Here is a 26,596-nt window from a genome sequence, read left to right as displayed (position 1 = left end):
GGAACAGGATTTATTCAATTTTCAAAACTGGTATGCGAAGCTTCACCCGCATACCAGTTCAACCTGTGGGTAAGAACCTAGACCATAAATCGTTCTTGCGCCTTTTCCTCTTCCTGCTGGGCAATCTCGTCGAGAAGTGCTTCCAGCTTGTTATCCAAAGCTAATGCCGATTTGTTGTGAACACTACTTTTATTGCTTTCAATGAGGTTATATATAGTACTTGTACGGGTACCTGCACCTTTATCGGATGTCGCATATAATCTTACTTCATCCCAACTGTTAAACCGGCCTTCCCCCAGATTCCAGAAGCCAGCTGCCCAGGGATTCCCGCCGCAGCAAGCTTCATTACGATTTTTATAAAATAACCGGGTAAAAACAGCCAGTTTAATTTCATCACTACTATAATGTCTTTCTTTTTTCTTGTCTGGAATCTTTCCTTCAGCCTCTTTCTTACGATATTTAAGAGTGGCTTCCAATACCAGATTTTCCATTTTTTCAGTGACTTTACCTGGATTACCCGCTAAATGAGAGAAAAAGCCAGATTCCGGGTAGAAAATTTTATGCCATGTGTTCTTGGCGTGTAATTGCAGGATAATAAATCTTGAACGCTTATAGCTATTTTCGGCATAACTTGCAATCTCACTTGCAAGCTGTTCCCGGTATTGGGTGAGCAAATTTCGGTGATTTTTGCTTTCCGGAACAGTTGACCCGCGGCATATCAGCATCGCAATACCTGCCAGCAGAGATTTTATTTTATTTTTATCCTTTTCATTGCTCAGATGCTGACAAAGCACGTTGATTGGACGATCTTGTGTATTACCTGTGGGATCACAAATTGGAGCGTTCACTTTATCTGCAAGCAATTTTTCTTTATCTGCGCTCGATTTCTCTCTATCTGCATTGGATTGCCCCTTAAGCAATACTTTTAAGGCATCAATTTTTGCGTAACGAACGGCGATAACAAAAGGAGTGATCCGGGTGGTGGGATTGTAATAAATTTCAGGGTTTGCTCCGCTTTCAATCAGCATCCTGACCCCTTCAGCCCAATCGTCCCTTACTGCTTGATGAAGAGCAGAATTCAAAACTTTGCTTTTTTGCGCAACACGGAATGCGGTCGGCTCATCCAGTCTGGGTTTTCTTAGCAATACCGCCTTAAGGCTCTCTGCATCTCTTGTCTGTACTGCCCGTGCAAGCAGAGTAAAACCATTCTCGTCTGTAGAGTCGATCAGACGCATCAGCCCCACAGGCGCCTCATCATCGTGCTCTTCAACAAGAACCCGAAAACGCGCATCTTTGGAACCCCAGATTTGTTCCTCGGCTTTTTCTTTAAGAGGCATAAAGTGGCCTAACAGAGGCGGAATCAGATCAAGCTTCTTCTGACGCAGCGCAAAATGAACTGGTTTGCCGCTAATGAAATTATCATGAGGCAATATATAGCTTATATGAGGTATTAAATTTAGTTCATTCGCATCATGTTTTAAAATGAGATAGTTAAGGAGGGTGAAATTGCCAACGCCTGTAATTTCATACTTTTGCTGAGCCAAAAATCCCAGTTCTTCTTTTGATATTTCCCCGTCTTCTGATAACTCCAGGTTATCTCTCTGCTCCTCATCGGCATTAATGGATTTCAAATAACTCAAAAATTTCGACAATTCGCCGTCTTTCAGTACAGAATCCAGTACATTGAAATCAATCATTTTCAATAATCCTCTTTGTTATTAGAAGTCGGAGCCATTTAAAAGAGCATATTACACAGGCTGAAGTCCAAGTTCAAAAATTCTTTACTAATTAACAAAAAATTTCTCAATTCATTACTCACAGGCACGCCGTAATCTCGAACGCAGTGAGAGATCTCGCAAATCTGACATGGCATGAGACAGTTTGATGAAGACTCTCGAAATTGCTTCTCTTAATCCCTGGTGCCGATTTCATAATGCACTTAATGATCTATTAATAAACAAATGCTATAGTATCTTATTTTTGGAAATCCTATGGCGATAGCACATCCAAATCTGCTTAAACTTGCAATGGAACTGGGCCTTTGTAAAGACCCCAACGGCCTTTGTCACGGATTTACCATTCAGTGGATAGAAGCCTGCCTTTCGAGTGATGAAGAACAACTGCGTTTGGAAAAATACATCGCAGAAATTGCCGCCTCTTCTCCAGAAGCCCTTGCTGCAGAAATCAGGGAAGCCAAACTCAAAAGTGATAACAATCAATTTCTTTCAGAGAGCGAGCGGGAACGCCTGGAGATTTATAAACTCGTCCGACGTATCAGTATTTTTAATGCTCCCCATGACTTTCCAGAATTATTTAATACAGGCTATCGGGTTATTCAACGTCATTTTGAGGCCGTATCCTCTCTGGTTTCCACAGATGCTATTCAGGAGCAGGGAGGTCTTCAGGAACTATATTCGGCCTCATTTGTGCTCAATCCCGAAGAAATCAAAGCTTATCTTGCCGATCTCGATGACTTGCTTGAATTGAAAGAATTTAGTGAGAAACTGACAAAACCAGTTGCCCTGCTCTTAGCCAATGCAAATCATGCCATCGGTCTGATTTATAAGCCTAATCAGGGATGGAGTTATCGTGATATCAACCAGGATTTTCCAACAGGAGATCCAGTGGTTAACGATCCGGCAGTACTGGCAGATTTTATCAATAAAGCTTATAAAAATAGCAGCCCTTATATCGCCTTTAATACTCGTATCATTCGAACCGCCTCGGCTCAGGCTAATTCAATATTAAAGGACAAGCTGAATCGATTTAAAAATTCGCATGTAATTGATCAGGAAATGGCTCATCGACAAGAAGAAACTGCCAATCTGGTATGGACTGCCGCAAAAAATGGCGATACAGAACTTATTAGCCAATTGGCTGGCTATTCGCCTAATCTGGACTTTCATGGAATAATGGGAATGACGCCTGCTTGTATGGCCGCTCAAAACGCTTATCCGGAAATAATCAGTGAATTAATTACGCAGGGCGCTGATATCAATCTCCCTAATAATAATGGTGCCACACCGGTCTATATCGCCGCTGAACAAGGACAATTCAGTGTCTTAAAGGTTTTGGCACCAAAAGCCAATCTTCATAAGACAACAAACGAAGAAGGCATATTCCCTCTTTTTATAGCTGCTCAGAAAGGCTTTTTCGATATTGTCAGCTTACTGATTACACATCAGGCAAATCCCAATCAACGTAATGAAAAGGGAGCAACCAGTTTAATAATCGCATCCCAGATGGGCCATCGGGACATAGTGCAGCACTTAATCGGACTAGACGATTTGGATTTAAATGCGGCTGGGAGTGATAAGGCAACCGCGGTATATGTCGCGGCACAAAATGGTCACGACCAGATTGTCAGGCTGCTGGGAGAAAAAAAAGCCAATTTAAATCAGGCAAGAGATAATGGTGACACCCCGGCAATCATTGCGGTCAAAAATAAACATCCTGCCGTAATCAGAGAACTTGGAGTTCATGGAGCTCATTTAAATCAGGAAAATTCGGAGGGCCTTACGCCCTGCCTGATTGCAGTCGAACAGAGAGACAGCGCAATGATTAGAGAGCTAAGTGCTCAGAAGGCGGATTTAAACGCAACCAACAGCTGTCAGATGTTTCCGATATTCCTGGCAGCGCAAATGGGTTTTTCAGAGATAGTCGACATTCTGGCCGAAGAAGGCGCCAATTTAGACCAGATAGCCTACAATGGCGCCACTCCAGCCATGGTTGCTGCATTTGAAGGTCATACGGAAACAGTTAAAGCCCTGATTGCTCACAAAGCAAATTTTGATGTATCCACTACGGATGGAATAACCCCGCTTTTTATGGCCTGCCAACAGAATTTTCCTGAAATAGTGAAGCTTCTACTGGACATACCTGTAGACTCCACAATTGCCTTTCGTGCAACTCCGGCTCAGCTGAGACAAAGTATTGCAGATAAAGGCGTGAGCGCAATTCAAAAAATGGAAAGCTTAATTACTGCACAATCCCCGGATAGTGAAGGAAAAATAAAGTTGCTCCCCAAAGATATTGCAGAGATTTTAGGGCACCAGGCGATTGTGGATCTGTTTATTCAGTCAGCAAAACTCGAGACAGAAGCATTTTTCAGTGACGCTCGCTGCTTTTTTAATCAGCCATTTTCCAGAGCGGCATCACTTGAACCGGCTCTCAGCTCCCCGGAACAATCTATGACTCTGTAGAGGCATAAGATCGATAAATAACAGCCTAATCTGCTACTTGATGCGAATTGCCCGGGGCGGCTGCATAAATCAAAAAAACCGTCTTTGCGAGCATTAGCGAAGCAATCCAGATCCTTCACTTTGTTCAAGACTCGATCTGGATTGCTTCTCTTTTGTTCGCAAAGACAACAGGTCAGGATGTTTTTTCCCTTCCGTCTTTTTATTTTTTAATAAAAATAAGATCCCAAACACCATGGCCTAAACCCTGTCCCCGTTTTTCAAATTTGGTAACCGGTCGGGTTTCCGGTCTTGGCGAATAGCCTCCTTCGGTCATTTTATTGATAAGGGTATTCTCGTTTGAAAGAACCTCCAGCATTTGCTGGGCATATTCCTCCCAATCGGTCGCACAATGAATAAATCCGCCCTGCTTAATAGCAGCAGTCAGAGTCTTTATTAGTTCAGGCTGAATTAAACGCCGCTTATGATGGCGTTTTTTAGGCCAGGGATCAGGAAAAAAAATCTGCACTCCCGCGAGACTTTCAGGCGGAATCTGCTTTGTGAAAATCTCGACCGCATCATGGACGACAATACGAACATTCTCTATATTTTTTTCATGAAGATCCGCGATAAGACTTCCTACTCCTGCTCGATGCACTTCAATTCCAAGAAAATTCTGTTCTGGATGTGCCTCGGCCATAGCCAGCAAGGAGGCTCCCATCCCAAAGCCAATTTCAACTACGGTTGGTGCATCCCGTTTAAACAGCTCTGACCAATTCCAGAAAGTGCCAGTAAAAGGAACCTCATAATGCGCCAGTAAATTATCCAGTGCGAATTGCTGCCTGTTACTGATGCGCCCGGCTCTCAGCACATAGCTTTTAATAGTACGTTTCATAAAACCTGCGATACAATAAAAAAGGGAAGGAGTATAACAAAAAAGCGAGAGTCTCGACCAGCACCAGAAAAAAGGGTATAATCCATTATCTTTGGTCTACAAAGCACTTTTTGATTGCATAATTTGACATTTTTTGCTATAAAAGCGCTCTTGTATTATCCCCGGCTGATTTGTGGCTTAAGCCTTTAATTCAAGCCCAGCTAGATGTAAATCTACAGAACCTTTGGAGCAACAATATGTCAAGAGTATGTCAGGTAACTGGCAAGCGACCAATCACTGGTAACAATGTTTCGCATGCCAATAATAAAACCCGCAGACGTTTCCTGCCTAATATTAAACGACGTCGTTTCTGGTTTGAAGAAGAACAACGTTTTGTTACACTCAGAGTCAGCACTAAAGGTCTTCGTACTATAGACAAACTGGGTATTAAAGCAATTGTTGACAAACTTAGAGCCGAAGGCGAAAAAGTTTAACTGACTGAGGAATTTCAAAATGGCTAAAAAAACCAGGATTACATTAAAATTAGTGTCCACCGCTGGAACAGGGCATTTCTATACTACCAGAAAAAACCCAACTACTACTCCAGAAAAACTGGAGTTCAATAAATTTGATCCCGTCGCTCGTAAGCACGTACCTTACAAAGAAGCAAAAATCAAATAAAGAAAAGCCTCCACTCGAGGCTTTTTTTTCATCTCGGTTAAATTCACCAAATATTATCTGCTCCTTCTTTTGCAATTAAACCCATTCTAAATAAAAAGTTTTGATTCTTGTCCAATCCCCTACTGGATAATCCAAGTGAATCAGTTAAACTTACTAGTATAAAGCGGGTAAACAAAGAGGATTTGAATGAAACCATCGTTGCAGCTCAGTATTAGTCAGCAGCTGACATTGACCCCACAGTTACAACAGGCAATACGCCTGCTTCAGTTATCCACCCTGGATTTACAACAGGAAATTCAACAGGCGGTTGAATCCAATCCCATGCTTGAGGCAAGCCCCAATGAGGATAAGGAGGATTCTTCCGAAGCGAACCACCAAATCCCCGATGAATTTGCCGACTTCCAATGGTCGCAACTGTACTCCAATAGCGGAAAGCGTAGTTTGTTTGAAGATAATGATCTTAATTACGATAATCTGCATTGCACTACCACTAATCTGCAGGATCACTTACGCTGGCAGCTCGAACTGACGCCGATGAGTGATGTGGATCGCGTAATTGCCACTGCAATTATTGATGCCATTGATAACGATGGTTTTTTAACACAGAGCCTGACCGAGCTCCATACCAGCCTGGATAGCGAAAGCCATCCACTCGAAATGGATGAAATTGAAGCGGTGCGGCATCGCTTGCAGCATTTTGATCCAGTAGGCTGTGCATCAATCAATCTTTCTGAAACCCTTTCGGTACAACTTGAACAACTACCCGGTGATAATAGTGATGTCGAGCTCGCCAAAGAAATTATTCGCAACAGTATCGAATTACTGGGTCAGCATAATTACCGGCAGCTAATTAAAAATTATCAGACCAGTGAAGAACAGTTAAATCGTGCCCTGCAGATTATCCAAAAGCTTAATCCCAAACCTGGCACAGTGATTCAGGAAGAAATTACCGAATATATTATTCCGGATGTTATTGTTAAAAAAATAGATGGCCGATGGCAGGTATTACTAAATCAAAGTACTCTGCCCCGTTTATCGATTAATAATCAATACGCGTCATTGATTCAAAGAGCAGATAATAGCCCTGACAATCAATTTCTGAAGAATAATCTTCAGGAAGCCCGCTGGTTTTTAAAAAGCATTCAGAGCAGGCAGGAAACCTTATTAAAAGTAGCAAATTGCATTGTGGATTATCAGATGGATTTCTTCGAACATGGTGATGAAGCGATGAAGCCATTGATCCTTAATGATGTCGCTCAGGCTCTTGATATGCATGAGTCCACTATTTCCAGAGTGACTACGCAAAAATTTATGCATACCCCGCGCGGCGTATTTGAACTTAAGTATTTTTTCTCAAGCCATGTCGCCACTTCTACGGGAGGTGAGTGCTCATCAACGGCTATCCGTGCAGTAATAAAGAAACTCATCGCAGCAGAAAATAGAAAAAAACCGCTGAGCGACAGTAAAATTGCAGACCTTATTGCACAGCAAGGGATCCAGGTTGCCCGCCGTACCGTAGCAAAATATCGGGAGGCAATGGGGATACCCCCTTCCAATGAAAGAAAAAGTATTTCATAATGTAGTTGTAATCAAAGAAGGAGAAATATTATGGAAATTAATTTTACAGGCCATAATGTTGATGTCACCCCTGCTTTAAGAGACTTTACTAAAGGTAAATTCAATAAGCTTGAGCGTCATTTTGATAAAATAACGGCAATCCATGTAGTTTTCGATATTGAAAAGCTGGTAAAAATTGCTGAGGCGACTATTTTAGTTGCCAAAGCCGAGATTCATGCTCGAGCCGAATCCGAAGATATGTATGCAGCCATTGATGTTTTGGTCGACAAACTCAACCGCCAACTCATCAAACATAAAGAAAAAATTCAAACCCATCGCGAATGATTAACCAATTAAAATTAAATCGGGCCTTCTGGCCCGATTTTTTTTTGCATCTTTAAAATTTCAAACCCTTCAGAAAGAGTCAGACACTGTAGGTTGGGCCCTTGGCCCAACATTGAGTTCTAGAGTGGTGCCATTTGTTGGGCCAAGGGCCCAACCTGCAATACAGCTTAATGGCAGTGACCAAGCCCCTCTTCCAAACTTACTCCATATCTCCAGTATATTCACCGAAGCAAGCCATACTGTTCAATTTCGCACGTTTCAATAAAGCAGCCTGTGCTTTCTCAACATTCTCCGCTTTCCCTTTCCATGCCTGCAGACAGTCTTCCTGTAAAGCTCTGCCATAAGAGAAGCTCAATACCCAAGGCTGATAACCTGTGCAGTTAATCGCATTCAAATTGGCAGTAGCCTGCTCCGGACTTTGACCGCCAGAGAGGAAATTGATTGTTGGAACCGCTGCAGGAACCATGTTACGAAATACACTGATAGTGTAATCAGCAACTTCTTCAGGAGTAGAAAATGGATTATGTTTTTTGCCGCTCGTAATCATACTTGGCTTCAGAACAATGTTTTCAAGCTCCACCTGATGAATGAACAGTGAATGGAAGAGTTCGTGCAGAACCATTTCGGTTGCCTGGGCGCAATGCTCGATATCGTGATCCCCATCCATTAATACTTCAGGCTCAACAATAGGTACAATACCGGTTGCCTGGCAGATAGAAGCATAACGAGCCAGCATTTCGGCACCAGCTTTAATTGCGGTTAAACTGGGAGTGCAATCGCTAATTGAATACACATTACGCCATTTAGCAAAGCGCGCACCCAATTTCTTGAAATGAGCCAGACGCTCAGCCAGACCATCAAGTCCCTGAGTGACTTTTTCATCATTGGTGTTGGGTAATGTAATCAATCCCTTATCCACTTTAATGCCAGGTACAATACCTTTAGCAGCGAATAATTCAGCAACAGACGTTCCATTCTGATCGCGGTGTTCAAATGTTTCTTCAAATAAAATCACACCATTGATGTACTGCTCCAAACCTTCTGTGTTTGCCAGCAATAAACGATAGTCACGTCGATTCTCTTCAGTATTTTCCACATTGATGGTTTCAAAACGTTTGCCGATCGTGCCGCTGCTTTCGTCGGCAGCCAGAATACCCTTGCCATCTTGTAAAAGCTGATCCATTGTTGTTACCAACTCATCATAATTCATAGTCACTTCTTCTCCTCATTGTTTCTTATTTCAGGATTTGTTCAGCTTTGCATCAATCGGAGCTGCAATCCGGTTTTTGAGTTACCGTGAAATATACTTTTCGCGTATAACCTGTTGGGTAGCAAATCCTTTGGATTTTAACAGTTCAAAAGACTCGTCGATCATACCCGGATTTCCACATAAATAAACTATATCTTCTTCTGGATTAAGAGTTAATTCGGTAAACGCGTGCTGTACATAGCCGCTGAACTGATGCTCAATTAGAGATTCGCTGGGCTCACGGCTTAACTGCGCTCTGAAAATGACCTGCTGCGGAAACGCCTTGGCTAACTCGAGAAACTCATTTTCATAAAGTACATCGCTGCGGGTTTGTCCCCCAAACAAAATAACCAGTTTGAGATCGGGGTTCATTTCCATACGACGCTTTAATTCAGGCAGCATTGCCCGGTATGGAGTGACTCCGGTACTGGTCGCAACCAGCAAATACCGCTTCGGCGGTTCTTCCTTTAGCGTCAGTCTTCCAAAGGGACCACTAATCTGAATCACGTCCCCTGGCTGCAGATTAAATAAAAATGCGGTTCCTGGGCCATTTTCTACAAAACCTGCCGCAAACTCAATACGATTGTCACGCAATGGAACATTGGCGATACTATAGCTTCGTTTTAATTGTTTGCCATCCCGGTCGAAATGAATACTAATGAATTGACCTGGCAAGTAAGTAAAAGGCGGATTCTCCTGGAGTTCAAATATAAAATGCTTTACTTTTGAGGATAACATGAAAGCATCAGCTAGTTTGGCAGAAATAGTTTTGACTGGCATTATTGGATTACCCGATTAAAAAAAACTTAATATAGTAAAAAAACTGTATTTGCAAGAGATCTCTTTTTAAAAAAGTATATAATTAAACCATGAATAGTGCAGATTTAATTCAAATGATCGGCAATTTAAGTCGATCCCTCTTTCCTGTACAGTCCCTAATTTCCGGATTGGCCTATATATTGGGCATTTTATTTTTCATGACCGCGATTGCCAAACTGCGAAAAATTGGAGATTATCGCGCCAATTCATCCTCACAGGAAAAAATGTTTGGACCCATCGCCTATATAGTTGGCGGAGCCGCTTTGCTTTTTCTTCCCTCAGCAGTTGCTTCCTTATCTAACACGGCTTTTGGGGTTGGAAATATTTTGCAATACGCTAATTATAATCCCACAAATATCTATAGCTCAATGGACTTAATCATAAGAACCGCGGGATTGATCTGGTTTGTTCGCGGCGCTGTACTGCTAACTCATGCCAGTGAGCCGGGAGTGCAGGATGGCCCCAAAGGCCTTGCTTTTCTGGCTGGAGGTGTGTTTGCCATGAATTTTGATAATACCATTGCATTCATGGGCTGGATTGTCAACCAGTTAACCTCCCTGGCACTCACATTCCGCTATGTTTAGCAGGGCAGCCAAAAAGCCAGCCTGATGCTAATCCCCTTCCTTACAGATTTTCAAATCATTTTCTTTGGCGAAATCCATAATGGCCTGGTAGACCTGCGGACTGGTTTCTTTAAGTTTGGGATCAAGTAAAACGCATTTATAGCCTTCTGCATTAACACTGGGCTGTAATAAGGGAGAGTATCGAATTCGACGATTTTTAAAACTGGCTAAGGTACCGCTCATGCGCTCAGCCCAATCGCTGGGACGAAAGGTTTTGCCCTGCTGAGTTACCCCTTCAATTACAATTTTCTTATCATCAGAATCAGACATTTCAAACGCATAAACAAAACAGTATGCCTATTATAGCATCATATTGAAAAAACCACGACTCGCAAAACTACTCTGCCAGAAAAATGTGGAAATCTAAATCAGAGCCATTGTTCTGGCCTGATTAAGTCTTTATCACTCAAGAGCATTAACGAATAAACGCTAACCACTGATTATAACAAATTTATAAGAAAAGGATAATCATGGCGAGACACTTGCCAATTATGCTAGGATAATCCAATTTTTATAGCAGGTATTAGCAGTGAACCCCAAAGAGAGTCATTCCGGGATCTATTTACTTCCCAATCTTTTTACAACAGCCAGTTTGTTTGCAGCTTTTTATTCAATTGTCGCCTCATTAAAGAACCAATATGAGACAGCCGTCATTGCTATTTTTATTGGCATGCTCGCTGATGGCCTGGATGGCCGTATTGCTCGTTTGACCAACACGCAAACCGCATTTGGCGCTCAATACGACAGTTTATCGGATATGGTTACTTTTGGAGTAGCCCCTTCATTGCTGGTTTACAGCTGGGGGTTGGATAGGCTGGGTAAAATTGGCTGGTTGGTTGCTTTTGTGTACACAGCCGCAGTCGCTTTGCGATTAGCCCGTTTTAACACCCAGGTTGAGGTAGCCGATAAGCGTTATTTTCAAGGCCTGGCCTGCCCGCCCGCGGCGGCAATTGTATCTTCTTTCGTATGGCTTTGTTTTCAAAATGAGTTTAATCATCTTTCCATTGTCATTCTAACTGCTGCTATTACAGTTGTTACCGCAGTACTGATGGTCAGCAATATTCGTTATCATAGTTTTAAAGAAATTGATTTCAAAGGTAAAGTACCTTTTTTATATCTGCTGATAACGGTTATATTATTTGTGGCAATTGCTGCCAATCCCTCAGTCGTTTTATTTATTGGGTTTGTTCTTTACGCACTATCCGGACCGCTTCAGCTTCTTGTATCACTGCATAAAAAGCGGCGATTTGAAAAACAGCCTCCGGCAGAATGAGTTAGCCAGCCTGGCTGTGGCATACAACCAGGCTATTGTGTTTGCGAACCAGACTAAGAGCCATTCACTCTTATTCTGGCTCTCCAAATCGATTATTGATCAACGCGACTAATGCTTTTTCCATTTCCACTTCATCAGGGCCTTCAATCACCAGCTCCAGTTCACTACCCACTCCACCCGCCAGCATCATCACGCCCATAATGCTTTTACCATTGACGGTCTTTTTGTTGAAAGTCACATCGATCTGGCTCTGATAACGTGCAGCCAGGGCAACAAATTTGGCCGATGCTCTGGCATGTAAACCGAGCTTATTAATAATTTTTACTGTGGTTTTTATCATAAACTCTCATCTGCAGTGAATCGGTTATTAATTTTTATCCGGGGATTATTTGGAGCTTCCATTAGTCGATTAAACAGCTCTTTTTCACAAGTCAGCTCGCGGCATATTCCAGTAAATTCCGGGTCGGAAAACTGAACGATGATATCGCGCAATAATTTCAGATGACGCTCGCTTTGGTTTTCAGGAACAGCTAATCCAACAATTAAATCCGTTAGCTGCCGGTCTTCAGCACAGAAATCAACAGGATGCAGCAAGCGAATGAAACAGGCTCTAGCCTGATTTAAATCCTTAACCCGCACATGAGGGATGGCGATACCCTGGCCAATTGCGGTACTACCCATGCTTTCTCGCTTCCAGTAAGCACTGAAAAGATCCTCGCGATTTAATTCAGGAAAACAGTCGCTTAATATCTGGCTAATCTTTTGTAATACGGCTGCTTTACTTTTAGAACTTGAATCAATATTGACACAATCAGGGACCATTATTTGAGCTAAGAACATGCAAGCCTCTCCAAATCCGCAGAGTCTGTATTTTACTGCTCTTGCCTACAGAGCACAATCTTTGTTTTATATCTCAAACCAGGCACAAAGAGGCAGGTGATCAGATAAGGTTCTCCAGGGTTTGCCATGGAGACAAAGGGCTTCCAGAGGTTTTAAACCCCGATAATAAATACGATCCACGCAAAGCGTGGGTTTTATAGCCGGAAACGAACGAGCGGGTTCACCCTTCAGAGTTAGAAAAGCTTCATATATCTGAAGTTCCTCTGCCAACGGTTTAGACAAATGCAATCGCCAATCGTTAAAATCACCGGCCATGATCAGAGGCTCATCCTCTGGAATAGACTCTGAGATTCGCTGCATCAATGCCCGGCATTGAAACGCCCGTTCGCGTTTGAATAAGCCTAAATGCACACAGAGTAAATGCAGATTTTTTTGTTCATTCCCCTCGCCGATTTTAATTTGACTATGAAGAATGCTTCTTGAAGCGCGGTTTCGGCTGGATAAGTTAAGATTTTCAAAGGCCTCGAAGCTATATTTGCTAAGGATTGCATTCCCATGATGACCCGATTGGTACACGGCATTCTTGGCATAAAGATAATGAGGCCATTCTTTTTCAGCAATATATTCAAATTGCGGTCTATCGGGCCACCTCTCAATTCGCTTTTCCCGGCGAATATGAAGTCCCTGCACTTCCTGTAAAAAGACGAAATCAGGACTCAAACCAGATAAGGCCATGCGCATTTGCGGTAGTAAAAACCGAAGTCTTCCCGCACCAAAACCTTTGTGAATATTGTAGGTAATTATTGAAAAGGTTTTCCCAAATGTTGTCATGGAGCTCTTTGTCAGATGCCTGTATATCAAGAATAACACTATTTTCCGGTGCTAAAACAGAGTGTTCCATATATTTCAGACTCAGTGTAATAAGCTTTATTGAAAATTAATAGAGCATAGCCCACAATAAAGCCCTATGTTTGGACACAGCGAATCAATTAATAGCATCGATTCAACCAGGAACCTGCCATGTATCATAATTTAAGCCTTGACTATAAACGCAGTATCGATGATGTCGTTGCTGAATTAGAAGGAATTGACCCGGAAGAAGTGACGCAGCTGAGTATTGATTCACTGGATTCCAGTCTGTTTTCTTATGAAGACCTGCTTACTATAAGCCAGAGAGTTCCAACATTCATTAACACTCTTGATATCACCAATTTAAATCCTGGTAAGTTTGATCTGCAAAAACTGAGTGAATTTCTCTCCTGTATGCCAAAGCATTTTTTGAAAGCGGGGTTTAATCTCAGAGGATTGAAATCCCAGCCCATTGATAAGGTCTGCGGCTTATTAAGCAGCCTGGCATCCACAGCAATACATCATTTGGAATTATCGGATAATTCCACCGACGATATGAATATTGCTGAAATAAATGAGGAGAGTTTTTTTGACCGCAGCCCGGAAGAAATTATCAGAGTGGCTCGCACATTACCTCCTGACATTTACTCATTAGCTGTAGTTAGAGGTAATATTCATTCTGGGAACTATCGTAATCTTGCTCTTTTTTTAAAGAACTTATCTGAAACAGTGATTAGCCTTGATATAAGTGAAAACTCATTCGAGAATTTAAATATTGGCCAGATACTGCACATTTTAGCATCCATTCCAAAACCCGTAATCTCACTTAAGCTTTGCAATAACAATATGGGCAGATTCTCCAGCGTAATGGCACTAATATGCGATGTATTGCCTAAAAATCTGATTAATCTGGATTTGAGTTTCAATGATTTTGCCGGAGCTTTTATCAATTTAAAATCACTTGAGCAGCTCTGTAAATTAAAATTAGCCGGTAACAACTATGAAGCATTGCATTATCGAGCGCTAAGACTTCGTTTTCAGGGTTTGCCTGCGCGGACAACACAAGTGATGTTCTGCTTTTCTCATCAGGAAAATCAAAGAAGCTCCTATATAGACCCGGCCAACTTCAGCTTTGAGGATTGGAATCAATCCAGCATGAAACAATTTTTTGATGTCCAGAGCTCCTTCCCTCGCCCGGCCTTGAGTAGTCAGTTCAACTTCTTTCCCATGGAGATAGCTGAAAATCAACCATCAGAAGGCAGCCATGAGACTGACGATGCGGTCTCATCACTACAAGACAGGACATCTACGACAAGACCGTCCTAGAAGTATTGCAGATTGAAACAGATCAGGGTAGATTGTTTTTCCTGATATCACCTGGTATAGCTTCAGCCCGGAATTGTATTTAAGGATTGGAATGTCCTGTCGATTTGAGCTTAGCAACACAGAGCCTCGGAGTTTATTGATTGAGGTCAAAGCCGGACTCAGTGTTTTGCCGCTCGCTAAAGAGCAGAATCTAAAAACGATTATCAGTGCCCTGAGTTCAGAATTTTCTTACATCAGAAAGCTCACTCTTGCCGGCAGCGGGCTTATTCAGTTTGATTATGACGAGTATGTCAGTATATTACGCGCGCTTCCCAAAGGACTTGGCAATCTCAATATATCGGCTAATTATCTCGATCGTTTCAGCCCTGAACAACTGCTATTTCTAGGCTATGTTCTACCCACCCAATTACGCTGTATTAAGGCAGAAGGAAATAATCTTTCAGCCCAGGCACTCATTTCATTTCTGAATGGACTTGCAATTAATCTACCTTCACTGGAACAACTGAATATTCGTAATAACCCGGTAATCGTCTGTGACAAATTTATGCTCATCAGCATCTGGCAGGCATTCCCCAAATCATTACGTCATTTGCTTATTGATGGTATCGATCTATCTCATTATACCCCACAGCAGATTATTGAACTCATTCCGCACTACCCTCGTGCTTTCCAAAGCCTGCATCTGGACTTTGGAGGTTGGCGTGCTGAATGGGTATTTTCACTGTTCAGACAGTTGCCTGGTCATCTCAGAAAACTGGTGGCTGCCATTCCTTTTCCCCATAGTATTTCCCGTAACATGCTGGATGCCTGGAAGACATTACCCCGGCATATCAATGAAATTGAGATTTTAGATACCAGTTTTCAAAAAGAATGGATTTACAGCTTATCTGTTTTTATTGGAAATCTGCATGTAGAAAAATTAAGGCTTGCTTATAATAATCTGGGTCTTTTAGAACCACATGATGCGGTACTCTTGACTCGTTCTGTTTCTTCTTTTACAAAACAACTGGATTTGTCTTATAACCAGTTACCAGAGGGCAGCATACCCTTCTTTTTTGCCGGAGTTTCAAAGAACTTGAAAGTCCTTATACTTCATGGCAATGGGTTTGAATATCTCCCCCGGGAAAAACTGATTTCCTATTTCAAGTTTCTTCCCCCTAACGATATCCGCCTGCATTTTGGCAGGATGAAAATGACTCGAGAAGAGTTTGAGACACTCAGATATAATCAACCTTCTTTTATAACAGCGAAGCTTGCTCCACCGGATAGCCCTATCATCGGCGATCCTGTCCACTTAAACGAGAGTATTGTTTCATTACGCCGCAACTCTCATTACCGATTTTTTACGACAACGCCCAATATAGAGCGGCCGCCAGAGGAAGACGCCCTGGCAGTGACCAAATACTCTTCCCAGTCCACGCTTTTAATGCCATCTCCCCAATATCCGCAATCAATTAGCTGGCTTCAAGGCAGATAAGTTTAAATGGTTTTAGTTATACTATAACAAGTCAACTGATTTAAACATTGCAGAGTGATTATGGACAACTTCTATTTAGATATTCCCGGCTTTCAGATTGCCGGTAGAACCTGGGGGGACAAAAGTCTGCCACCATTACTATGCCTGCACGGCTGGCTGGATAATGCCAACTCGTTTGAACCCCTGGCTCCCTTTTTGAGCGAAAAATTTTATGTTATTGCCGTAGACTTGCCCGGGCATGGTTTGTCATCTCATTTACCTGATGGGTATCATTATCATTTTAGTGATGGCATTTTCACTGTGTATCAGATTATTAAACAGCTGGGATATGAGAAAATCCATTTACTGGGGCATTCGATGGGAGCTTGTCTTGCGAGCCTTGTAGCCGGTGTACTTACAGAGAATGTTTTGTCGTCGGTTTTAATTGAAGGCTTAGGTCCATTGTCCTCTCCAGAGGAAACATGTAGTGAACAACTTTCAAATTATATAAACCGCAGCCTTTTGGCTTCTGCCAAAGCGGCGAAACCTTATCCATCTCTTGAGCTGGCTGCACAGGCAAGAGCGCGGAATGGTCACTTACCTATTGAATATGCGCGAATTCTCTGTCAGCGCGGTGTGGATGAGCAAGCTAAAGGTTTTTATTGGCGGCATGACCGTAAATTGATTCACCCCACTCCACTGCGAATGACAGAAGGGCAGGTTCTTTCCTGTCTGAAAGAAATTATTTCCCCAAGCTATCTTATCTGGGCCGATAATGGCTTTGGCTTTCCTAAGAGAGAAATGGAAAAACGAGTCCAGGCTGTTAACGGTATCCAGGTGCAGATGTTGTCAGGCGGTCATCATATTCATATGGAAAATCCGGAAACGGTTGCAAAATCCATGCAGCGTTTTTACAAATCGCTTGAATAAGCCTTGCAGGAATAAATGAATAACAGATGCCCGGTCAAAGCGACCGGGCTTAAGAAAGGCGATTAGCTACATGAGTTGTAGTTAATGGCAACAACACCTAACGATTTTTTGATGTCTTCGATTGAGTAGCCCAGGTCTTTCGCTGCGCTTATCATACCGCAACCACCTTCATCAAAAGTTTCATAAGGAGTCCAGTAATCCATATTGGCTTTAACCATCACGTCAAAAGCCTTTTTCGGATCCCAGCCAGCCTGATTAGACAGCGTGTAATACAATCTGTTGTACACACCACTGGAGAAGTGAACATCGAGGCTGCTATCGTATTCATCAGCAGAGTCAATTGACATACCATCTTTACTGGGTACATCCATATAACGCAGAGTCTCCCAGCCGCTGTCTTCTTTCATGATTTCAGCGCCGATCATCCAACTGCTTTTACCCACTGAATAATACTCAGCGGCCATTGCGGCCATGTCAGAGAATGATTCATTCATTCCACCTGATTGACCATAATATTCCAGTCCGGAATGCTGTTCAGTAAATCCGTGACTTACTTCATGGCTGCCGACACCCAGGGAAACTAATGGATACATAAAGGTATCGCCGTCACCAAAGGTCATTTGCTTGCCATCCCAATAGGCATTTTCGTAACCTTGGCCATAGTGTACGCGCATTACTAACTGCATGGGCGAACCATCTCGTTTCTTCAACGCTTCTACACCATACCAGTCGTGATACATGTGTTTGATTACATAACCAGCATATAACGCATCATTGGTTGGTGAATAGGCGCCATTGTCGCGATCATAGCCATCCGCTTTGTAACCAGTCCAGAAAATGTCCTCATCCCCATCATCCTTCTTACAGGAGAAGCTCATGGGCTTGTTGGTTGAATAATAACTATGCTCCATATCCACTACACGGACTTCTTTATTCTCCATATAGCATTTATTGAGCAGTTTGGAGCGGGTGATTTCCAGGAGAGGTAGATCACGGCCATAGCTCACTTCACCTACTTTGCTGTTACCACCAAAGCCTTTCCCTTTAACGGCAGCACGTCCTGTCTTGATATCATTCCATTGGACAAATGGTTTTAAAGTATCAGCATCAAGAATTGCGGAGGGTCTTTCCGGAATACGATCATCATAACGAACATAAACGCTTACTTTATAAGCCCAGTGCGCTTTATTTTGTTTATCGATATACACTACCGGCGTAACTTGTTCTTCGCTGACATCATTTGAATTATATTTCGCTTTGAATTGATTCAGCGCCGCGTCGCCATTTTTTATAAAATCAGCAGATGGTTTGCCTAATTCCGCTTTTAAACCGGAATACACTTTACCATTCATTGAAACCTTGCCTTTTCCAGCGACCAGGCTGCTCGCAGCATTGGTGCTATGAAGAATGGCATAACCACCGATTACATTATAACCCGCATATTGTTGCTGCATACGGACATGGTTTACATGATTTTTATCGGTGCTTTCCTGCAAATATTGCAAACTATCGTCAGAAGCCGTTACACCCTGCTGTACACCGGGTAGAGCCAGATGAAACTGTTGTTGGAGATTCTGCAAAGACGCATTTTGTAACTGCACAGGCTCGGCTGCATGGGCAGAAGAGGCAATGATCAATGACAAACCTGCTGCAAGAGGTGATAATTTGAGATTGTAGTGCATTAATACTAACTCCTTAAGCTAATACACATGAGGCAGCTCGTCCCAGAGAGCCCATGTTGTTAAAAAACACCAGACTTGACTCAAAAAATTTGACAGCCTGACTTTGAAAAGTCTGGTAACAACCAACCAGTAAAAACAACTAACTGAATCGGTTTCCGAATTCCAGCTTAAAGCATCTGAGGTTGGCTTATACCAAAATCCGTGAAAGCAATTCTATCAGCTAGCAGTCAAACTACCATAGTTTTATTTAATTTTAAATTGTTAATTTTTAATCTGTTAATCACCGATTATTTAAAGAATACCTTAACAGGCTTTTGCACTTGGCTGCTCTTATACTGTACAATACCGCTTTCTTTTTTTTCGTGCTTGGCATGGCTACTATTATTACTGATATTGATTTGGCGGCGCATCAGCTCATCCGGGGTGAGATTGTGGCCATTCCCACAGAAACCGTTTATGGCCTGGCAGGAAATGCTACAGATGAAGCAGCGATCGCTAAAATCTATCAACTGAAAAACAGACCCTTAAATCATCCGTTGATAGTGCATGTGGCATCGGATACCGATTTGCTGGAATGGGTAAATTATATTCCTCCTTATGCGCATAAGCTCATGGAGAAATTCTGGCCGGGTCCTCTGACTTTAGTTTTCACAGCCCGCCCTGGTAAAATCAGCCCGTCAGTAACAGGTGGTCAACCGACAGTCGCAATACGCTGTCCGGCTCACCCCATTGCTCAAACCCTTCTTAGTAGTCTTAACTTTCCTTTAGTGGCTCCCTCCGCCAATCCTTTTGGAAAAATAAGCCCGACCACCGCAGAACATGTCCAGGACAGCTTTCATAATGATTCATTGCTGATTCTCGATGGCGGTCGAGCTACGGTAGGTATTGAATCCACTATTGTTGATGCGACGCATCCTGAAAGTTATCAGTTATTGCGGGCAGGCATTATCAATGAAGAAACACTGGATACTTTTCTCAATGCAAAAGCCTTGTCCCTAGTCAATGAAACCCGTGTTTCAGGCAGGCTAAAGCAGCACTATCAGCCCGAGAAAACACTGTTTTATTTTGATGACCAATACAGCCTTAAGCGATTTATCCAAAGCCAATCTCAATCCGTCTACGCATTATGTTTCGAAAAGCTTAGTCTGCCAGCTACCCATTCCAGTTATCAATTACCGGCTCATGCCAGCGAGCTGGCTTATGAGCTTTATTTCCAATTACGGCGCGCTGATAAATCGGAGGCTGCAGTCATTGCCATTGAACTGCCTCCTGATACTGTAGAATGGCAGGGAATACGCGAACGGATTATCAAAGCGGGAAGACCTGGAACTTAAAAGGATAAAGGCTGGATTCTATTTAGAAGCAATCTTGCCGGTATCATGCCGATATGTTCGAGCATCTGGACAATATTAAAATCTTCAGGCAGAATCCATCAAATTTTGCAAGTTAACTAAGTCATGAAGAAAATTCTGGTATTACACGGCCCCAATTTGAATCGGCTTGGAACTCGGGAACCAGAGGTCTATGGAACATCAACCCTGGACGAAATCAATCAACGCTTACAAGATGATGCCGGGAAAGTCCAGGCTTCAATTGCCTTTTTCCAGAGCAACAGCGAGTCAGAATTGATTGACAGAATCCATCAGGCCGCTGATGAACAGATAGACCACATAATTATCAATGCTGCGGGCTTAACCCATACCAGTATTGCTCTTCGTGATGCACTGGCAGCTGTAGCCATTCCATTTATTGAAGTACATTTGAGTAATATTCATTCACGCGAAGCGTTTCGCCACCATTCTTTTTTGTCCTCAATCGCCCAGGGAATAATTTGCGGCTTCGGTGCCAACAGCTATTACCTTGCATTGCAAGCGATTGTGAATAATTAATAATTTTTAGAGAGTAACCAATGGATATCCGCAAAATCAGAAAATTAATCGAACTACTGGAAGAAACCGGTATTTCAGAAATAGAAATCAAAGAAGGCGAAGAGTCAGTGCGCTTAAGCCGGCATTATACGATGGAAGCCCCGCAAGCCGTTCGTTATGCTCCGCCTCCTGTTGCGGCTCCTGCCAACCAGGCCAGCCCCATGCCGGCTACTGCCGAAAACAGGGAGAACATTACAGCAACGGCCAAAGGACATCGAGTTAAATCCCCGATGGTCGGCACGATGTATACCTCCCCCTCTCCTGATGCCCCCGCATTTGTTACGATAGGCCAGACTGTTAAGGCCGGCGATACGCTCTGCATCGTGGAAGCGATGAAAATGTTTAACGAAATTGAAGCAGATCGGGCAGGCAGAATTGTAGATATTCTGGTGGCTAACGGGGAGCCGGTTGAATACGACCAACCCTTGTTTGTGATTGAAGAATAAGGGAGTCCTTATGCTTAGTAAAATTGTAATTGCCAATCGCGGAGAAATTGCCCTGCGAATTCTCCGTGCCTGTAAAGAGCTGGGAATTCAAACCGTTGCAGTACACTCCGATGTGGACAAAGACCTGCTGCATGTGCGGCTGGCTGATGAAACGGTGTGCATTGGTCCTGCTCCCTCTCAAAAAAGCTATCTTAATATTCCGGCTATTATCTCGGCAGCGGAAATTACCGATGCAGTAGCTATCCATCCCGGTTATGGATTTTTATCAGAAAATGCCGATTTTGCCGACATTGTGGAGCAAAGCGGTTTCACCTTTATTGGTCCGCGCGGCGATACCATTCGCCTGATGGGTGACAAGGTTTCTGCAATTGCCGCCATGAAAAAGGCGGGCGTACCCTGTGTTCCAGGATCGGATGGTCCGCTGACTGATGATGACAAATTAAACCTGTCTCTTGCCAAACAGATTGGCTATCCCGTCATTATTAAAGCGGCAGGCGGAGGCGGCGGACGAGGGATGCGGGTTGTTCATTCTGAAGCGAACCTGTTAAACGCGATCGCTTTAACCAGCAGTGAAGCGAAAGCAGCCTTCAATAATCCGATTGTCTACATGGAAAAATTTCTTGAAAATCCTCGCCATGTGGAATTTCAGGTGTTGGGCGATGGAAAAGGCAATGCTATTCATTTAGGTGAGCGCGACTGCTCGATGCAGCGCCGTCATCAGAAAGTGATCGAAGAAGCGCCGGCTCCTGGCATTACACCAGAACTTCGCAAGGAAATAGGCGAGCGTGTCGTGAACGCCTGCCGTGAACTCAAATACCGAGGCGCTGGAACCTTTGAATTTCTGTATCAGGACGGCTGCTTTTATTTTATCGAAATGAATACCCGTATACAGGTAGAACATCCGGTCACCGAGATGATCACCGGTATTGATTTAATTAAAGAACAAATCAAAATCGCCAGCGATTTGCCATTCACTCTTAAACAAGAGGACATTAAGCTGAAAGGCCATGCGGTTGAATGCCGTATTAATGCCGAAGACCCAAGAAACTTCATGCCCTGCCCCGGAACGATTCGTCTGTTGCATCAGCCTGGGGGGCCTGGAATTCGCTTTGATTCGCATATCTACAGCAGCTATACCGTTCCTCCCAATTATGATTCCATGATTGGAAAACTCATCAGTTATGGGGAAACCCGTGCTGAAGCCTTCGCGAGAATGCGAAATGCGCTAGACGAAATAATTATTGACGGTATCAAGACTAATATTGAATTACACCAGCGTATTCTGCGTGATAAATCCTTTATGCAGGGTGGAACCAATATTCACTACCTGGAAAAAATGTTGAAGGAATAAGCTGTGTGGTATCAAATACAAATTGAAAATTGTCAGCATGAACAGATTGAACTACTCAATGACTATTTGGAAAATGCCGGCGCCTTATCCATTACGCTCACTGACAAAAATGATGATCCGGTATTGGAACCGGCGCCAGGCACCACTCCTCTCTGGCCCGATGTAGTCATTAATGCCTTATTTTCGGACGAGAACGAGGCGCTGCAGACATTGAGCAATCTACAATCCGATTTCCCAATGCTCAATTCTCACATGGAGTCACTCCCAGATCAGGATTGGGAACGAAGCTGGATGGACGATTTTAAACCCCAGCAGTTTGGCAAACGCTTGTGGATTTGTCCTTCCTGGCATACTCCACCTGAACCAGAAGCGGTGAATCTCATTCTGGATCCAGGTCTTGCTTTTGGAACTGGCAATCACGCGACCACCAGTCTTTGCCTGCATTGGTTAGGAAATAACGATGTCAGCGGTAAAACCATAATCGACTATGGTTGCGGTTCCGGGATCCTCGCTCTGGCAGCGTTAAAACTGGGAGCAGATAAAGCCTATGCAGTCGATATCGACCCGCAAGCCCTGCAAGCGACCGAAAATAATGCAATCAGCAATCATTTACTGAATGAACATTTGCAAATCAGTTTACCAGAAGCCCTGAATGAACCTGTTGACCTGATGATTGCCAATATCCTTCTTTCTCCTTTACTCCAGTTAAAAGAGGTGTTTCACAAGCTGTTAAACCCACAAGGCAGATTACTGGTATCAGGCATTTTGAATGAGCAGGTTCAAGGTCTGGTTAAAGAATACGAGAATCACTTTGCGTTGCAGCAAACCTACAATCATGAGGGATGGAGTTTGCTGGAATTTATCCGCAATGAATAATTCATTGAAATCTCCACTATTTCCCGAAATAAATGCTACAGGAGTATTTTATGGCTGAACAACACTGGCAAACTTTTTCTCCAAAACGTGCATTGCTTAGTGTCTCCGACAAAAAGGGTATCGTTAGTTTGGCTAAACTGCTGAGTGAATATGGCGTTGAACTGGTAGCCACTGGCAATACTGCTGTAATACTTCGTGAACAAGGCTTGGCAGTCACTGATGTCAGTGAATGCACTGGCTTTCCAGAAATTATGAATGGGCGCGTCAAAACATTACATCCCGCTATTCATGCAGGCATCCTGGCCAGAGGGGAACAAGATTCTCCTGTATTGCAGCAGCAGGGAATCAAAGCCTTTGATCTGGTTATTGTTAATCTTTATCCTTTTGAGCAAACGATCAGCAATCCGGAGTGTAATTTTGACAGTGCGATAGAAAATATAGATATCGGCGGCCCGTCAATGATACGAGGCGCTGCAAAAAATCATGCGCATGTCTCGGTTATCGTGAGTCCGGCTGATTACGATAAACTCTCTGAATATATTAAGGCTGGGAAAAAACCAGCCCACTGGAATTTTGAGTTGGCGAAGAAAGCCTTTGCCCATACAGCCGCCTATGATGCATCCATTGCCAATTATTTTGGAACGCTGAATGAAAATAAAATTCCAAGCGGCTTCCCCGATACTCTGACCTGCCAGTTTACAAAACATTTTAATTTACGCTATGGGGAAAATCCTCATCAGCAAGCTGCGTTCTACCTGGAAAAAAAAGCATCCCCTCATTCATTGGCACGGGCTGAAGTCATTCAGGGTAAAGAGTTATCTTATAACAATCTGCTGGATGCTGATGCCGGTTTTGATACTATCAAATCATTTACCAGAGAACAGCCTGTCTGTGTCATTGTCAAACATGGGAACCCCTGCGGCATTGCGCAGGGCAAAACTCAGTTACAAGCTTATATTAAAGCCTATGAATGCGATCCGGTTTCTGCTTATGGCGGTATTCTGGCATTTAACGGCTGTCTGGATGCAGAAACAGCCCAAAATATTCTTTCACGGCAATTCGCAGAAGTCATTATTGTGCCGGCGATTAGCGCAGAAGCCAAAATTATTCTGGCAGGCAAACCGAATATTCGCGTGTTGGTTACTGGCGGCATAGCACCTTCCGAGCGTTTTGAACTGGATTCACGCCGTGTGGAAGGCGGCTTATTAATTCAGGAACACGACAGCTTCCCCATCGCATCCGAGCAATTCAAAATTGTGACCCGACACGCCCCCTCTGAGCAGCAGAAAGAAGATCTGTTATTTGCCTGGGCGGCAGTAAAACATGTGAAATCCAACGCCATAGTTCTTGCCAAACACCATGCAACAATTGGTATTGGTGCAGGTCAAACCAGCAGGGTAATGAGTACCAGAATAGCAATCTGGCAAGCCAAAGAACGCCAGCTGGACTGCCAGCAGGCAGTTATGGCATCTGATGCCTTTATCCCCTTTGCAGACAGCGTGGAGATGGCCATTGAGGCAGGCATTACCGCGGTTATTCAGCCTGGCGGTTCAATCCGAGACAATGAAGTCATTGAGGTCGCTAATGCCGCAGGTATTAGCATGGTCTTCACCGGCTTTCGCCATTTTAGACATTAAACATAATTACAGGTTAGAAGAGTTCTGATTAACCGTCTTTGAGAACCTTGTTAAAGCAATCCTTAACGCTAGGTCGGATTGCTTAACTTTGTTCACAAAGACAGTTGTACTTGCAGCCAGGCTACACTATTCCTTAATCAATCCCAATTCTTTAACCGCCGCTTTCTCTTGACGCAATTCTTCAAGAGTTGCCTGGAATTTAGCTTGTCCGTAGTCGTTTAAAGGTAAATTCTCAACCACCGACAATTTGCCATTCTGTACACGGCAAGGGTATGAGAAAATTAAGCCTTTATCGACGCCATACTCGCCATTTGAACGAAGACACATAGAAAAGGATTCATGAGACACGGTATCGGTAACCAGATGATTAACACCCTGGATAATCGCATTGGCCGCAGACGCAGCAGAAGACGCCCCTCTGGCTTTGATGACTGCAGCACCGCGCTGTTGAACCGTTGAAACGAAGGTTTCTTTTAGCCAGCTCTCATCATTAATGACTTTTGCAGCTGACTCCCCTTTAATTTTTGCATTATAAAAATCAGGATATTGAGTGGCAGAATGGTTACCCCAAATAGTCATTTGTGTAACATCCGTTACCGGCACACCCGCTTTTTTAGCCAACTGGGTGCGGGCGCGTAATTCATCCAGCATCGTCATCGCATAGAAGCGATCCCCAGGAACATCTGGCGCACTGTGCATGGCAATCAGGCAGTTAGTGTTGCATGGATTTCCGACCACAAAAACGCGGACATCATCTGCGGCATGATCATTAATCGCCTGGCCTTGTTTAGTGAAAATACCGCCATTAATCTGCAATAAATCAGAGCGCTCCATGCCTTGTTTACGCGGAACCGCTCCCACGAGAACAGCCCAGTTAACACCATTCATCCCATCTTTTAAATCAGCAGTACAATGAATTCTTTTCAGTAATGGAAAAGCACAGTCATCCAATTCCATCGCCACCCCTTCCAGAGAAGGCAATGCCTGCTCAAGCTCCAGTAAATTCAGTTCCACTTCGGTTTCCGGACCAAACATTTGCCCTGAAGCAATACGAAACAATAAGGCATAGCCAATCTGACCAGCAGCTCCAGTCACTGCAACTCTAACACGATTACTCATTATTTTTTTCCTTCTCTAACCATTGTTTGACTAAAAAAAGCGCCGCAATGCTGCGGGCTTCAGAAAAATCGGGGCGTAATAAAAGCTCATCACTTGCATATAATGGCCATTCAATAACCTCCGGCGGTTCAGGCTCATCTCCAGATAATGACGCCGGATATAAGTCTCTGGCCAATACGACATCCAAACGCGCCCCAAAATAACCCGGTGCCAGAGTCAGAGAGTGTATCCAATCCAGACGCCTGGCTCCAAACCCTGCTTCCTCGCGCAACTCCCGATCAGCGGCCTGCAAAGCTGATTCTCCCTTTTCAATCAGCCCTTTGGGAAATGCCACTTCATAGGCATCAGTCCCGGCAGCATATTCTCTGACCAGCAGAAAAGATTCGGAAGGTGTCAAGGCAACTATTAATACAGCCCCATGCCCATGATGACGAATTCGCTCGTATACTCGCCGGGAACCATTGCTAAATTCTAATTGCATTTGCTCAATAGTAAACAAATTGGATTTTGCAATCACGGTTTTTTGCTTACAAACAGGTTTTTCACGCATTGTTAAA

The 26,596-nt window shown here is 43.4% G+C and carries 27 protein-coding genes; 16 read left to right on the top strand and 11 right to left on the bottom strand.

Annotation, left to right across the window (positions count from 1 at the left end; genetic code table 11):
- Positions 1-77: 77 nt before the first annotated feature.
- Entirely contained in the window at positions 78-1,697 is a 1,620-nt protein-coding gene (locus tag LXA66_RS11955) for an ankyrin repeat domain-containing protein (protein WP_233013326.1), read from the bottom strand.
- Between the two features lie 294 nt (positions 1,698-1,991).
- On the opposite strand from LXA66_RS11955, the gene LXA66_RS11950 reads away from it, so the two are divergent.
- Positions 1,992-4,202 (top strand): ankyrin repeat domain-containing protein, encoded by a 2,211-nt coding sequence (locus LXA66_RS11950; RefSeq protein ID WP_233013325.1) that lies wholly within the window; start codon positions 1,992-1,994, stop codon positions 4,200-4,202.
- A 199-nt stretch (positions 4,203-4,401) separates the two neighbouring features.
- On the opposite strand, the gene trmB is transcribed toward LXA66_RS11950, so the two are convergent.
- The gene (trmB, locus tag LXA66_RS11945) at positions 4,402-5,073 is read right to left on the bottom strand and encodes a tRNA (guanosine(46)-N7)-methyltransferase TrmB (protein WP_233013324.1); all 672 of its coding nucleotides are present in this window, start codon (positions 5,071-5,073) and stop codon (positions 4,402-4,404) included.
- Between the two features lie 236 nt (positions 5,074-5,309).
- Here trmB and rpmB point away from each other — a divergent pair, with 236 nt between their 5' ends.
- The 4 genes from rpmB (at position 5,310) to hpf (ending at position 7,635) form a co-directional block, all read left to right on the top strand.
- On the top strand, positions 5,310-5,546 hold the full coding sequence (rpmB, locus tag LXA66_RS11940; RefSeq protein WP_058508407.1) for a 50S ribosomal protein L28: 237 nt from the start codon (positions 5,310-5,312) through the stop codon (positions 5,544-5,546).
- A gap of 19 nt (positions 5,547-5,565) precedes the next feature.
- Positions 5,566-5,733: a 50S ribosomal protein L33 gene (gene rpmG / locus LXA66_RS11935; protein ID WP_058508408.1), complete on the top strand. Its 168-nt coding sequence runs from the start codon at positions 5,566-5,568 to the stop codon at positions 5,731-5,733.
- Positions 5,734-5,919: 186 nt separating this feature from the next.
- Entirely contained in the window at positions 5,920-7,311 is a 1,392-nt protein-coding gene (locus LXA66_RS11930) for an RNA polymerase factor sigma-54 (RefSeq protein ID WP_112220397.1), read from the top strand.
- A 30-nt stretch (positions 7,312-7,341) separates the two neighbouring features.
- Positions 7,342-7,635 carry a ribosome hibernation-promoting factor, HPF/YfiA family gene (gene hpf / locus LXA66_RS11925; protein WP_058508410.1) on the top strand — a complete coding sequence of 98 codons (294 nt, stop codon included), beginning with the start codon at positions 7,342-7,344 and terminating at the stop codon, positions 7,633-7,635.
- A 199-nt stretch (positions 7,636-7,834) separates the two neighbouring features.
- Here hpf and LXA66_RS11920 read toward each other — a convergent pair whose 3' ends face one another.
- Complete coding sequence (locus LXA66_RS11920) at positions 7,835-8,845, bottom strand: class I fructose-bisphosphate aldolase (protein ID WP_112220396.1); 1,011 nt, start codon at positions 8,843-8,845, stop codon at positions 7,835-7,837.
- Between the two features lie 81 nt (positions 8,846-8,926).
- Positions 8,927-9,664 (bottom strand): ferredoxin--NADP reductase, encoded by a 738-nt coding sequence (locus LXA66_RS11915; RefSeq protein ID WP_255665365.1) that lies wholly within the window; start codon positions 9,662-9,664, stop codon positions 8,927-8,929.
- Positions 9,665-9,753: 89 nt separating this feature from the next.
- Between LXA66_RS11915 and LXA66_RS11910 the strand changes: the two genes are divergently transcribed.
- Positions 9,754-10,287 carry a type IV secretion protein IcmC gene (locus LXA66_RS11910; RefSeq protein ID WP_112220394.1) on the top strand — a complete coding sequence of 178 codons (534 nt, stop codon included), beginning with the start codon at positions 9,754-9,756 and terminating at the stop codon, positions 10,285-10,287.
- Between the two features lie 27 nt (positions 10,288-10,314).
- On the opposite strand, the gene LXA66_RS11905 is transcribed toward LXA66_RS11910, so the two are convergent.
- Positions 10,315-10,596, bottom strand: a complete 282-nt coding sequence (locus LXA66_RS11905) for a DUF3579 domain-containing protein (protein WP_058508414.1) — start codon at positions 10,594-10,596, stop codon at positions 10,315-10,317.
- 259 nt (positions 10,597-10,855) lie between these two features.
- On the opposite strand from LXA66_RS11905, the gene pssA reads away from it, so the two are divergent.
- The gene (gene pssA / locus LXA66_RS11900) at positions 10,856-11,599 is read left to right on the top strand and encodes a CDP-diacylglycerol--serine O-phosphatidyltransferase (protein ID WP_133139735.1); all 744 of its coding nucleotides are present in this window, start codon (positions 10,856-10,858) and stop codon (positions 11,597-11,599) included.
- 70 nt (positions 11,600-11,669) lie between these two features.
- On the opposite strand, the gene LXA66_RS11895 is transcribed toward pssA, so the two are convergent.
- From LXA66_RS11895 to LXA66_RS11885, 3 genes are all read right to left on the bottom strand, one after another.
- Positions 11,670-11,939, bottom strand: coding sequence for an HPr family phosphocarrier protein (locus LXA66_RS11895; protein WP_058508416.1), 270 nt, complete (start codon positions 11,937-11,939; stop codon positions 11,670-11,672).
- On the bottom strand, positions 11,936-12,439 hold the full coding sequence (locus LXA66_RS11890; RefSeq protein WP_233013323.1) for a PTS sugar transporter subunit IIA: 504 nt from the start codon (positions 12,437-12,439) through the stop codon (positions 11,936-11,938). The genes LXA66_RS11895 and LXA66_RS11890 overlap by 4 nt, the downstream gene beginning before the upstream one ends.
- A 66-nt stretch (positions 12,440-12,505) precedes the next feature.
- Entirely contained in the window at positions 12,506-13,270 is a 765-nt protein-coding gene (locus LXA66_RS11885; RefSeq protein ID WP_233013322.1) for an endonuclease/exonuclease/phosphatase family protein, read from the bottom strand.
- A 189-nt stretch (positions 13,271-13,459) separates the two neighbouring features.
- On the opposite strand from LXA66_RS11885, the gene LXA66_RS11880 reads away from it, so the two are divergent.
- The 3 genes from LXA66_RS11880 (at position 13,460) to LXA66_RS11870 (ending at position 17,000) form a co-directional block, all read left to right on the top strand.
- Positions 13,460-14,614 (top strand): hypothetical protein, encoded by a 1,155-nt coding sequence (locus tag LXA66_RS11880; protein ID WP_233013321.1) that lies wholly within the window; start codon positions 13,460-13,462, stop codon positions 14,612-14,614.
- 91 nt (positions 14,615-14,705) lie between these two features.
- Positions 14,706-16,091, top strand: a complete 1,386-nt coding sequence (locus LXA66_RS11875; RefSeq protein ID WP_233013320.1) for a hypothetical protein — start codon at positions 14,706-14,708, stop codon at positions 16,089-16,091.
- 60 nt (positions 16,092-16,151) lie between these two features.
- Positions 16,152-17,000 carry an alpha/beta fold hydrolase gene (locus tag LXA66_RS11870; protein ID WP_233013319.1) on the top strand — a complete coding sequence of 283 codons (849 nt, stop codon included), beginning with the start codon at positions 16,152-16,154 and terminating at the stop codon, positions 16,998-17,000.
- Between the two features lie 62 nt (positions 17,001-17,062).
- On the opposite strand, the gene proA is transcribed toward LXA66_RS11870, so the two are convergent.
- Positions 17,063-18,682 carry a zinc metalloprotease ProA gene (proA, locus tag LXA66_RS11865; protein WP_233013318.1) on the bottom strand — a complete coding sequence of 540 codons (1,620 nt, stop codon included), beginning with the start codon at positions 18,680-18,682 and terminating at the stop codon, positions 17,063-17,065.
- A 371-nt stretch (positions 18,683-19,053) separates the two neighbouring features.
- Here proA and LXA66_RS11860 point away from each other — a divergent pair, with 371 nt between their 5' ends.
- The 6 genes from LXA66_RS11860 to purH all read left to right on the top strand — a co-directional run bounded on the left by LXA66_RS11860 (position 19,054) and on the right by purH (position 24,920).
- Entirely contained in the window at positions 19,054-20,016 is a 963-nt protein-coding gene (locus LXA66_RS11860; RefSeq protein ID WP_233013942.1) for an L-threonylcarbamoyladenylate synthase, read from the top strand.
- Positions 20,017-20,139: 123 nt separating this feature from the next.
- Positions 20,140-20,571, top strand: a complete 432-nt coding sequence (gene aroQ / locus LXA66_RS11855) for a type II 3-dehydroquinate dehydratase (protein ID WP_233013317.1) — start codon at positions 20,140-20,142, stop codon at positions 20,569-20,571.
- 20 nt (positions 20,572-20,591) lie between these two features.
- A complete protein-coding gene (gene accB / locus LXA66_RS11850; RefSeq protein ID WP_112220385.1) occupies positions 20,592-21,056 on the top strand; it encodes an acetyl-CoA carboxylase biotin carboxyl carrier protein in 465 nt (154 codons plus the stop codon).
- A 10-nt stretch (positions 21,057-21,066) separates the two neighbouring features.
- Positions 21,067-22,407: an acetyl-CoA carboxylase biotin carboxylase subunit gene (gene accC / locus LXA66_RS11845; protein WP_112220384.1), complete on the top strand. Its 1,341-nt coding sequence runs from the start codon at positions 21,067-21,069 to the stop codon at positions 22,405-22,407.
- A 3-nt stretch (positions 22,408-22,410) separates the two neighbouring features.
- Complete coding sequence (prmA, locus tag LXA66_RS11840; protein WP_233013316.1) at positions 22,411-23,283, top strand: 50S ribosomal protein L11 methyltransferase; 873 nt, start codon at positions 22,411-22,413, stop codon at positions 23,281-23,283.
- 50 nt (positions 23,284-23,333) lie between these two features.
- Positions 23,334-24,920: a bifunctional phosphoribosylaminoimidazolecarboxamide formyltransferase/IMP cyclohydrolase gene (purH, locus tag LXA66_RS11835; RefSeq protein WP_233013315.1), complete on the top strand. Its 1,587-nt coding sequence runs from the start codon at positions 23,334-23,336 to the stop codon at positions 24,918-24,920.
- 126 nt (positions 24,921-25,046) lie between these two features.
- Here the strand turns inward: purH and LXA66_RS11830 are convergent, their stop codons facing one another.
- Together LXA66_RS11830 and nudE are read right to left on the bottom strand one after the other, a co-directional pair.
- A complete protein-coding gene (locus tag LXA66_RS11830; protein WP_216362469.1) occupies positions 25,047-26,039 on the bottom strand; it encodes a malate dehydrogenase in 993 nt (330 codons plus the stop codon).
- Complete coding sequence (gene nudE / locus LXA66_RS11825) at positions 26,032-26,589, bottom strand: ADP compounds hydrolase NudE (protein ID WP_133139746.1); 558 nt, start codon at positions 26,587-26,589, stop codon at positions 26,032-26,034. The genes LXA66_RS11830 and nudE overlap by 8 nt, the downstream gene beginning before the upstream one ends.
- Positions 26,590-26,596 lie beyond the last annotated feature (7 nt).

Source organism: Legionella sp. 16cNR16C, from assembly GCF_021297775.1.
Classification (GTDB): Bacteria; Pseudomonadota; Gammaproteobacteria; order Legionellales; family Legionellaceae; genus Legionella_C; species Legionella_C quinlivanii_A.
Note: the sequence above shows the minus strand (reverse complement) of the source record. Positions and strands in the feature narration are given on the sequence as shown.